Genomic DNA, 10,536 nt, shown 5'->3' on the forward strand with positions numbered 1-10,536 from the left:
TCAGGCCGATGATGAAGGTCTTGTCGAGCGGGGACTGTTTCTTGACGGCGAGACCGATGTCCGAAAAAAGCTCTCCCGGAAACGTGATAAATACCGCATCACCGATACGGACCGCCTGCTGTTCCAGACGTATGGTTTTCGGATGCTCTCCGGATGAGTAGAACTGCCTTGCCGAATCGAGGCGCTGTCCGGTCTGGAATACCGCTCTGCGGCAGGTGTCGAGCTTGCGGGTTCCCTGAAGTTCGGGGATTTTTTCCATTACGGCAAGTTCTTCGATGGCTTTTTTGGCGTCTTTTTCCGCCTGTTCGAGGGTTACCGGGTAGGACTCGCGGAGCGGATACTCGAACCAGTCCCGCGCCGCTGCGATAACCGGATTACCCGATGTCTGAACTGCGGGGAGGGCTTTGATAACCGCGTCCGTCATCTGGTTTCCCTTGATCTCGATGTACCCGTAGTTACGGATGGGCATATTCGCGCCGACCGCGGACAGCTCGGATGAATACCCTACGTTGATGTTTCCTTCGGCACCCTGAAAGTAGGCGACCCAGACATCCTGACCGACCGTCTTTTTGATGCCCTCTATCGCGTAGTATGGCCAGTCCTCGGAAAAGAGCGTATTCTGCCAGTCGAGGGCGGACGGATGGCAGCCGTAATTGAACGCCACGCCGAGCAGTTTACCCTTCGCATCCTCGATTTTAATGACCGCGACCCTGGGGTCGGGATGAAGCCCGCCATACAGAAGCCAGCGGCGGTTTCTGCCGAGCTCCTGAACCACGGTCGAACCGACTCCGATTTTTCCGGGGACGCGTTTCTTCCAGGCCTGAGCGGCACAGGAGGATGAGCGCTCCACTATCAGATCACGGTAGCTTTCGGCGGCGCTTTCAACATCGGGACCGGCATGTGTGTGCGTACAGGATATGACAATATTGGTTTCGGGTATCCCGGTGCTGTCTTTGACAGCGGTCCGTACCCGGTTGCCGAACTGTTCGCTCAGCTCGCAGAGGGACAGCGTCATGAGCAGGACCGGGACACCGTCCGCACTCTCGATGGCGAGGCACCGTGCATGAAGATCATCATGGATTCCCGTGGAACGCTGGCTCCGTGCAAAACCGTACATGAGCGTGTTTTCACGGGGTGTGATGACCGTTTCACCGAAACCGACTTTAAGTCCTGCGTGTGTGACGGCACGCTGCGAACACCCTAAAAATCCGGCACATAGCAGTAAACCGGCCAGGAATGCAGCCCCATACAATATCGATGTGGGCGCTGATATCGATTTCTCTTTATGGCGATAATTCTTTTTCATGATACGATTCCTCGAAAGCTATTTTTTTATGCAAACCGGAGAAACATCAATCGGCGATCTTTTTTATGAGCGAAAGCGACGAATCGATGCAGAACTGCTCGGTTTTCGGGCTGTAACTGCTGCCATCCACCTCGTAGTCGCCCTCGATAAACTCTTTTGCAGTCGGCAGATAGCCGCCCGGCCCGGGGGTAACGCCGATAACGAAGGTCTTGTCGAGCGGAGACTGCTTTTTAATGGCGAGACCGATATCCGAAAAGAGCTCGCCGGGGAAGGTGACGAATACGGTGTTCCCGATACGGACTGCCTGCTGTTCGAGACGGCGGGTTTTCGGGCGGTCCTGATTTCCATAGAACCGCCGGGCGGCACCGAGACGCTGGCCGGTCTGGAAGACTGCCCTGCGGCAGGTATCGAGTTTCCGGGTTCCCTGGAGCTCGGGGATTTTTTCCATTACGGCAAGCTCCTCGATGGCTTTTTTGGCGTCTTTTTCAGCCTGTTCGAGTGTTACCGGGTACGATTCGCGGAGCGGGTATTCGAAAAAGTCCCTCGCCGCCGCGATTGCCGGGTTGCCCGTTGTCTGAACGTCAGGCAGGGCTTTTATCACCGCGTCCGTCATCTGGTTCCCCTTGATCTCGATGTAACCATAATTCCTGATGGGCATATCCGCTCCGACAGCGGACAGCTCGGAGGAATACCCCACATTGATGTTTCCCTCTGCTGACTGATAGTAGGCGACCCAGACATCCTTACCGACTGTCTTCTTGATGCCCTCGATCGCGTAATAAGGCCAATCCTCTGAAAAGAGCGTATTCTGCCAGTCGAGCGCGGACGGATGGCAGCCGTAATTGAACGCCACGCCGAGCAGTTTTCCCTTCGTATCCTCGATCTTCATGACCGCGACTTCCGGATCGGGATGAAGCCCTCCGTACAGGAGCCAGCGACGGTTCCTGCCAAGCTCCTGAACCACGGTCGAGCCGATGCCGATTCTGCCCGGGGCTCGTTTCTTCCATGCAGTAACGGCGCTCGCCACCGTCTGTTCGAGCAGCATGCTCCGGTAGGCATCGCTTGCGCCGCCCACATTAGGGCCTGCGTGTGTATGGGTGCAGGATATGATGATATTGCTTTCAGGAATGCCGGTGCTGTCCTTAATGGCGGAACGGATCCGGTTGCCGAAATCCTCGTTCAGTCCCACGAGGGAGACGCTCATGAGCACCACGGTCGTTCCGTCCGTTCCCTCGATGACGAGGCTCCGGGCATGGAGATCGTCATGAGTCCCCGTGGAGACCTGGCTGCGGGCAAAACCGGCCATCTGTGTGTTTTCACGGGGTGTGATGACCGTCTCGCCGAGACCGACTTTGATGGATGGCTGTTCCTTCGCGCAGGAGATAAAAACGGCGCAGACCATGACAAAGACCGAAACAGCCAGTATAGCCCTTACGGGAGATAACAAGGTTTTCTTCATTGGAACGGCCTTTCGTTATAAAGAGGTATATTCGAACGGGAAAAATGCCATGCCTGTATAAAATACGGTAAGCAGAAGCAAGGTTCATTCTCACCATTCTCGATGCCAAAGAATTCGCCGGTTATCCGCACTTTGAGAATCCGCACAGCCTGCAGACCAGGCATCCTTCCGAGTGTTCGAGCATTCCGCCGCAGTCGGGGCAGACACCGACCATTTCACCCCGTGTGCGCTTTTTCGAGGTGATCGAATTGGTCAGTTTTTCATAGTCCGCGTCCTGGGTGAAAACAGGGATGGAATCGGTGTTTATCTCCCCTCCGAGATACCGTGAGAGCGCAGTTGCTATGGCATCCGAGCATGACAGGATGAGCTTGCCGTTGTGCCATATCGGCGACGGGCACCGTATGCCCTTGAGCTGTGATACGATTTCGTCGAGGTTGACCCCGCTCCGGAGCGCAAGCGATATAAGACGGCTGATGGCTTCGGACTGGCTCGCGGTGCATCCGCCGGACCGTCCCATCTGGCAGAACACTTCGCAGAGACCGTCCTCGTCACGGTTCACGGTGACATAGAGCTTGCCGCAGCCGGTCTGGAGTTTCTCGGTTGTTCCGGTCGTCAGGGAGGGGCGGGGGCGGGGAGCTATGGGTTTTCTTACAGGGGGCGCTTCTTCTGTTTCCGTGGTTTTTACAGTGGTCAGAACCTGGTGCTCACGGGAACCGTCGCGATAGATGGTGATCCCTTTAAGCCCGGCATCGTACGCCTTGATGTATGCCTGCGCCACATCCTCAATTGTCGCGGACTGCGGGAAATTTATGGTTTTCGACACTGCATTGTCAGTGTGACGCTGGAATGCGGCCTGAATGCGGATGTGCCAGTCCACCGGGATATCGTTTGCCGTGCGGAAAATACGGCTGATTTTCGGCGGAACATCCTCAAGGTCATCCACAGAGGGCGTCTCGGTAACCGTGCTCATGAATTTTTCATCGATGATGCCGGCCTTTTCCGCCATGTCACGGAAAAGTGGGTGAAATTCGACCAGTTCCCTGCCGTTGAGCACATTCCGTTTGTATGCCAGCGCGAACAATGGCTCGATGCCGCTCGAACACGAGGCGATAATGCTGATGGTTCCCGTGGGGGCAATAGTGGTTGTCGTGGCGTTCCTGAGGGCGGGCAATCCGGCGCGATGGAAGCTGCTGCCCTCGAACGAGGGGAAAGCGCCGCGTATCTCCGCGAGGTGACGGGATTCGGCTTTCGATTCACGGTCGATGAATTCCATGACCTGCTCGGCAGTCCGTTCCGCTTCCTTTGAATCGTACGGGATGCCGAGACGGATGAGCATGTCGGCATATCCCATGACACCGAGGCCGATTTTTCTGTTACGGCGGGTTTCCTCGGCTATTTTCTCGATAGGGTACCTGTTGACATCGATGACATTGTCGAGGAAACGCACGGCGAGATGGGCAATCCTGCCGAGATGTTCCCAGTCGATGACCGGCTGTCCCTCATGTTCGGTGACCATGAGCGAGAGATTGACCGACCCAAGGTTGCATGATTCGTACGGAAGGAGGGGCTGTTCGCCGCAGGGATTGGTCGATTCGATCCGGCCGAGGTGTGGTAGCGTGTTCTTCTCGTTGATACGGTCGATGAAGATAATTCCCGGGTCGCCGCTGTCATGGGCGTTTTCCACGATGAGGCTGAATATCTCGGCCGCTTTTTCCGTCCCGGCAACAGCGCCGGTGCGTGGGTTGAGGAGCTCGTAGGTTCCATCCGCTTTGACCGCTTCCATGAAGACATCGGTCACCGCGACTGAGATATTGAAGTTGTTGAAGCGGTTGTGATCCCTTTTACAGGTGACGAATTCGCGGATATCGGGGTGATCGACACGGAGTATACCCATGTTCGCGCCGCGCCGTGTTCCGCCCTGCTTGATGGTCTCCGTCGCCGCATCGAACACTTCCATGAACGAGACGGGGCCGCTCGATATACCACGTGTCGACTGGACGACATCGTTTTTCGGACGGAGCCGTGAGAACGAGAATCCCGTACCGCCGCCGCTCTTGTGGATGAGCGCCGCATCCTTCACCGACTGGAATATGGATTCCATGGAATCCTCGATGGGCAGGACGAAACAGGCGGAAAGCTGTCCGAGCTCACGGCCTGCGTTCATGAGGGTTGGGGAATTCGGGAGAAATTCACCCGCCGCCATCATGTTGTAGAAGAGCGTTTCGAGACGGCCGGTTACCGAGCTGGCATCGTACAAATCCTCGGCGCCGGCTATGACCTTTGCGACCCTCCGGAACATCTCGTGAGGTTCCTCGACAACCGCTCCGGTCTCGTTTTTTTTCAGGTAGCGGGCCTGGAGCACGGTGAGCGCGTTTTCGGAGAGCACGATCGGCTGTTCCCCGGTATCCCCGGGTGTCTTTTCAATAATCTCCGTCGAGGAGAGAATCCTGATTTTTCCGTCTATCGATGGCGACATGGAATACTCCGTGGTGTGTTAAGAGGGCGGTGAAAAAGTATATTTTTCACTCGCCCGGTTACGAAATTTATTGTTTGTATGCTGTCAAGGGCATGTAAATCGGCACTTCGTGCCGACCCTTGACAGCCTTGATCCTGACATGGGGTGTTTTTCACAAAGCTTTTATAGTGCATAAATTCTACCATCATTCCCATTCCATTTTTACATCTTTGTACTTCTCACAGACTGCAAGGAGCACCTCATCCAACGGTTTCTCCACAATCCCCAGCGAGTGCAGCGAAAACGTCCAGGGCAGGGGATAGTCTCGAAGCCGTATAATTACATCTTTCATTTTTGTGGTGAAACAATCGAGTTCTATATAAAGAATTTTGCCAGTATTACGATGCACACTGATTATAAGTTCCGGATCATCTGCCGTTGGCTTATAAAGTTCTAAATCATCTTTATCAGCGTTTTTGTAATCATCTGTTTCGAGTGATATCATACCCGAATCAATAATATCTTCATCTATTTTTAATTGTATATCCGTCGTCATCGTTTTTTTGTATTCCTTAACATTTCGCTCTTAAATTTCCAGATACTGTGAATAGCTATGAGGGACAGGAATTGTGTATCCCTCTTCACGCAGTCCCTGAAGGTGAAATTCAATTGCTTCCTTCATAAGCAGTTCAACTTCGGACTGTGTCGAACCTGTTGCAATACAGCCCTCAAGGTCAGGCGAATACGCCGAATAACCGGTTTTTGTCTTTTCAACGATGATAATGTATTTCATGGTTTTAAACCTGCCTGTTTCAGTGCGGGGATACTATAAACACCCGAATTATAGCAGGGAAGTCTGTTCATCATCCTGTTTCTTTTTCTGACGGGCGGCTTTCTTGTGTGTAGCATCCGCCGACCATTCGGGGAAACTCAGCTCCTTGCCGCCAAGCAGCTCTTCGATGGTCAGTATCTGGATGCGCGGATACCTCATGATACGGGCGCTCACCTTGATTTCAGTCTCGTAAAAACCCGCCGAGGCAGCCTCGGTTTCTATGGGAGCGGTCGGCTCCTGCAGGGTGATGAATGCCCCGATAGCCGCTTTTTCATGTTCGACCACACCGATCAGGTCCCTGACCTGCGATACGGTTACATGGCCGCTCTTTACCTGAACGACAATTTTTTTCGCCTGCCTGCTTTCATCGTCGAAGAAATAATTATACCCGTCAACTCCCTTGTCCGCGCCTTTGCGCTTGTCCTGGGCAGGTCTCGCTCCCACAAGGCTGAGCGCCCACCATTCGAACTGGTGACGGTTCTGTATGGCGAGCGTTCGCGCGCTTTCAAGGTCTTTCGGGTCGCCGATGATTTCATAGGGCGACAGCTCATGTGAAAAGGTATCCTCGAGACGGTGTTTCATAAGCGCTATTGCAAGGTGGGTGATGTCGATGCCGATCCATCGCCGGTGTAACCGTTCCGCCACCGCTATGGTCGTTCCGCAGCCGCAGAACGGATCGAGAACAAGGTCGCCTTCATTGCTGCTCGCCTTGATGATGCGCTCTAAAAGAGATTCCGGTTTTTGTGTAGGGTAACCGAGTCGTTCTTTTGCTTGAGAATTAATTACAGAAATATCTGTAATAACATCCTGCATTAAAACACCAAGCATTTCATCCAGGTAACGTTTTAAACGAATACCACCTTTTTTGGTAAAATGCAACCGTCCTTCATTATCAAGAGATTTCATAGTATCCAGGGGGACTCGCCATAAAGACGTAAAACCCTTATATTCGTAAGTATATCCACCTCCCGTAAGTCCTTTTGCAGTAAGATTATCATCTGCCCATAAACGGCCATCGGAATCAACATTTCTAAAACGTGATAAATACTTTTTGTTATACTCACAATATTGTTCATTCCATTCGTAGTTATTGGATTTTGTATAAAACAATAATACGTCGTGAACTTTTCCAAACCTTTTTGGATCATTGTGCGCTGTAGTTCTTTTCCAAATAATTTCATTTCTAAAATTTTCTACTCTGAAAATTGCATCCATCAATAATTTCAGATAATGACTTGCAGTCGGGTCGCAATGGAGATAAATGCTTCCCGATTCTTTCAATACCCGATGCATTTCCACAAGCCGTATCGCCATCATGGTAAGGTATGCCATCATATCGTTACGGCCCAGAAAGAGACGGAACGCCTGAATGAGATCGGCGAGTTTTTTCGGGCCGCCGGTGACCAGTTCCTCGTAAACGGCTTCCGAATGGATGTCCCAGTGCCAGGTATCATCAAAGGCGGTTATCTGGGCAGAGGAATCGGTGCCGTTTTTCTCCTTGAAGAGTATATTATACGTCGCTTTTGAGTTGAATGGCGGATCGAGATAGATGAGATCGACACTTTCATCGGAGATATGTTCCCTCATGATTTCAAGGTTGTCTCCGAAATAGAGCCTGTTTTTCCATGAATCGGTCATCCCGTTCTCCCTTTACATTATCTTCTTCAGGCCGTACATCCCCGCTATAATCGCCAGGCTGACAAGCGCCATGTTGAGCGAATCTTTCACAAGGTAGGTGATTCCCATGAGCACAATACCGCCGATGAGGGGAATTGCCGATTTCTGCTTTTTGCCGTAGATGAAAAATCCGAGGCCGACCGCTCCCCAGACAATCGCCGAAAAAAGATACGCCGGGTTCATGCTGTTCTGAATCTCGTTCATTCGCACAAATCTGTTTTTAGTATTGATTTTTTTGTAAATCTAATAGTGTAAATTATTATAATACCTGCTCGCTTTTTTGTCAATTAAAAAGTAATCCCGTTAACCCTTCATTTTTAAGAACACTTTTTAACCCGATATATTCATGAATATATTTAACCACAAAGACACAAAGACACAAATTTATATAACATATTATTTATACTATTATTAACAATTAATAAACATTAACACCTGAAAATATATAAATAAAAATAAAATCCGTCCGATCCGCGCACAACCGCGTTCTAAGGTTTTTTCGACGGCATCCAGACCGTCCGCGCCCGCACGATCTCCTGACCGTCCCCCTCGCGGAACAGCGAGTGGAGGAATGAGACTCTGTCCCCATCCTGACTGCCGCTCCGGGCAATAACGCGGTCGCCGAGGTAAGTTTCCGCAAGGTAATCGATTTCCAGCTCCGAGAGAACCGATGACTCCAGTACGGTGCGGGGGACGCTCTCGATCGTCCACCCGATATAGCTCACATTGTTGACATGACCGTTGATGTCGAGATCGCCGTACCGGACGTTGAATTGACGCTCGTTATCAATCCGCGCCGGCTGCGGGAGTTTTTCGAACGAATGAACCACCGCACGGTCGGGTATGACAATCAGGTTCTCGATGAACGGCTCGATCCGCACCGGACGGCGTGTCAAGGTGTCGATGACAAGCCAGCCGGACGAAGCAACACCGATGACGCTGCCGCCGCTGTCCGTGATGCTGAAATCGCGGAGGGCGAACAGACGGTGTATACCTGAGGGCCATGTTCTGACAGTGAGACGGTCTTTCCATACGGGATACTGCTTCATGTTCACCACCAGCCGTGACAGCACCCAGGTATAATTGCGGGTATTGAGATCGTGGATCGACAGACCGAGCTCATGGGCATGATTCCCGGCCGCATCCTGCAGATAGTTGCAGAGCGACACGACCGAGAGCCTTCCCGCGGCATCGATTTCATAGGTTCGTACGGGGTATGTTCCCGTCCACGAGGCTTCGGATAAACGGGAGTCAGGGGCGCCGCTTCCGGTTCCCTGCTCTTTTTGCCGGTTTCCGGGCTCATGGTGCGATGAATCGGCGGTTGTCATATCATGTTATCCTTATTGTGTCGATAAGAAATAGTATATGTATGGCAGTGCTCCGGTGATGCACCGTATGAATCCGTTGTGAAAACAGATGCCGAAACGAGTTCGGCATGACGCTTTACGATTCCGCAATTTACCCGCCGGAGGGCTATCTCAGTCTCCGGGAATTATTTCCGTTTCTGCCACACTGTCCTTCCGTTCGTTCGGGTGGAGCGGATGATCCCCGAATGTTTCCCACCATATCCTGGCCGTGCTCCAGAGGTTCGCATGGAGATTATGCGATTCCTTGGCGAGATCGCGCACGAGTTTTTTCATCGCCTTACGCTTGCCGTCATCAGCATGGGAGCAGGTGCATGTCGAGGCGCTGAAACCCGCAAGCCCGGCAAACCGGACGAGATCGCGCTCGCGTACATAAAACAGCGGCCTGATGAGATCGAATGCCCCGTCGAAGAATGCCCTCTTCGGCAGCATGGTCTGAAGGTTGCCGTGGTATAAAAGGTTCAGCAGGGTCGTCTCGGCGACATCATCGGCGTGATGACCGAACGCGAGCTTGTTGTAGCCGTGCTCGGCGCAGTATTTGAAGAGGGCTATTCTCCGCCGCCATGCGCACCAGAAGCAGCTCGGCTCCTTGTACATGCCGTCCTCGCCGACAGTCACCGTGACCTCAATGAAGTCGTACGGTATCCCGAGGGATGTAAACACACTCTCGAGGTATGCCCGTGTCTCGTGCGCATGATCCGAGATATCCGACATCACATGCACCGCCCCGACCGTATACTTCGCCGGATAGAACCTGATGTGTTCGAGAAGGAGATGAAGGAGCGACAGGCTGTCCTTGCCGCCCGATACCGCGACGCACACACGGTCGCCTCCGGAAATGAGCTTGAACTCGTCTATCCCGCGGTTCACTTTTTTCAGGAGATTGCGGGTATACCGGGTCAGGGGACTGTGACGGTATTCGCGGGGAGATTTTATTTCGGGTTCCATAATGGTAACAATATGGAAATTTTATTGAAACAGGGCAAATGAATTATGGTTTGAAAGACAGGCATAAGACATAAGGCACAAGGTACAAGTGAAAAGACCCGCACAGCACCACCCATAACTCACCTCTGTGCCCCCTCTCTAACCTTCAGAGAGGGGAACCGGACGGTCTTTCTGTATTCTTGTGTCTTTTTCTCTTTTCATCACTTGTGCCTTATGCCTTATGCCTGTCTTTATCCTTCTGCCAGCTTTTAATGAAACTGTTGCGGTACTCAGGTTTTTACCCTATTTTATCAGCCTTCATAATGAAAGGGAGTTTTTCAATACCCATGGCATCATTCAACCGTATACGATTCGAATTCGTCCGGTGGTCACTGTTCGCCCTGATCATGGTCAGCTATATCCTCGTGTACTTTCACCGGATGTCACCGGCGGTTATCTCGGATGTCCTCATGGCTGCGTTTCACACCACCGGAGCGGCTCTCGGTTCGCTTGCGG

At 52.2% G+C, this 10,536-nt stretch carries 9 protein-coding genes; all 9 read right to left on the reverse strand.

The window, feature by feature from the left end:
• The coding region (locus LLG96_06035) for a neutral/alkaline non-lysosomal ceramidase N-terminal domain-containing protein (GenBank protein ID MCE5249763.1) at positions 1 to 1,306 on the reverse strand (1,306 nt) is incomplete at its 3' end.
• Between the two features lie 46 nt (positions 1,307 to 1,352).
• Positions 1,353 to 2,765: a neutral/alkaline non-lysosomal ceramidase N-terminal domain-containing protein gene (locus LLG96_06040; protein MCE5249764.1), complete on the reverse strand. Its 1,413-nt coding sequence runs from the start codon at positions 2,763 to 2,765 to the stop codon at positions 1,353 to 1,355.
• 121 nt (positions 2,766 to 2,886) lie between these two features.
• Positions 2,887 to 5,241 carry a vitamin B12-dependent ribonucleotide reductase gene (locus LLG96_06045; protein ID MCE5249765.1) on the reverse strand — a complete coding sequence of 785 codons (2,355 nt, stop codon included), beginning with the start codon at positions 5,239 to 5,241 and terminating at the stop codon, positions 2,887 to 2,889.
• Positions 5,242 to 5,425: 184 nt separating this feature from the next.
• Positions 5,426 to 5,776: a hypothetical protein gene (locus tag LLG96_06050; protein ID MCE5249766.1), complete on the reverse strand. Its 351-nt coding sequence runs from the start codon at positions 5,774 to 5,776 to the stop codon at positions 5,426 to 5,428.
• Between the two features lie 30 nt (positions 5,777 to 5,806).
• Complete coding sequence (locus LLG96_06055; protein MCE5249767.1) at positions 5,807 to 6,013, reverse strand: type II toxin-antitoxin system HicB family antitoxin; 207 nt, start codon at positions 6,011 to 6,013, stop codon at positions 5,807 to 5,809.
• Between the two features lie 48 nt (positions 6,014 to 6,061).
• Complete coding sequence (locus tag LLG96_06060; GenBank protein ID MCE5249768.1) at positions 6,062 to 7,690, reverse strand: restriction endonuclease; 1,629 nt, start codon at positions 7,688 to 7,690, stop codon at positions 6,062 to 6,064.
• Between the two features lie 12 nt (positions 7,691 to 7,702).
• Positions 7,703 to 7,933, reverse strand: a complete 231-nt coding sequence (locus LLG96_06065) for a hypothetical protein (protein ID MCE5249769.1) — start codon at positions 7,931 to 7,933, stop codon at positions 7,703 to 7,705.
• 284 nt (positions 7,934 to 8,217) lie between these two features.
• Complete coding sequence (locus LLG96_06070) at positions 8,218 to 9,057, reverse strand: hypothetical protein (GenBank protein MCE5249770.1); 840 nt, start codon at positions 9,055 to 9,057, stop codon at positions 8,218 to 8,220.
• Between the two features lie 150 nt (positions 9,058 to 9,207).
• Positions 9,208 to 10,041, reverse strand: a complete 834-nt coding sequence (locus LLG96_06075; GenBank protein ID MCE5249771.1) for a tRNA 2-thiocytidine biosynthesis TtcA family protein — start codon at positions 10,039 to 10,041, stop codon at positions 9,208 to 9,210.
• Between the last annotated feature and the right edge of the window lie 495 nt (positions 10,042 to 10,536).

The organism is bacterium (genome assembly GCA_021372535.1).
Classification (GTDB): domain Bacteria; phylum Latescibacterota; class Latescibacteria; order Latescibacterales; family Latescibacteraceae; genus JAFGMP01.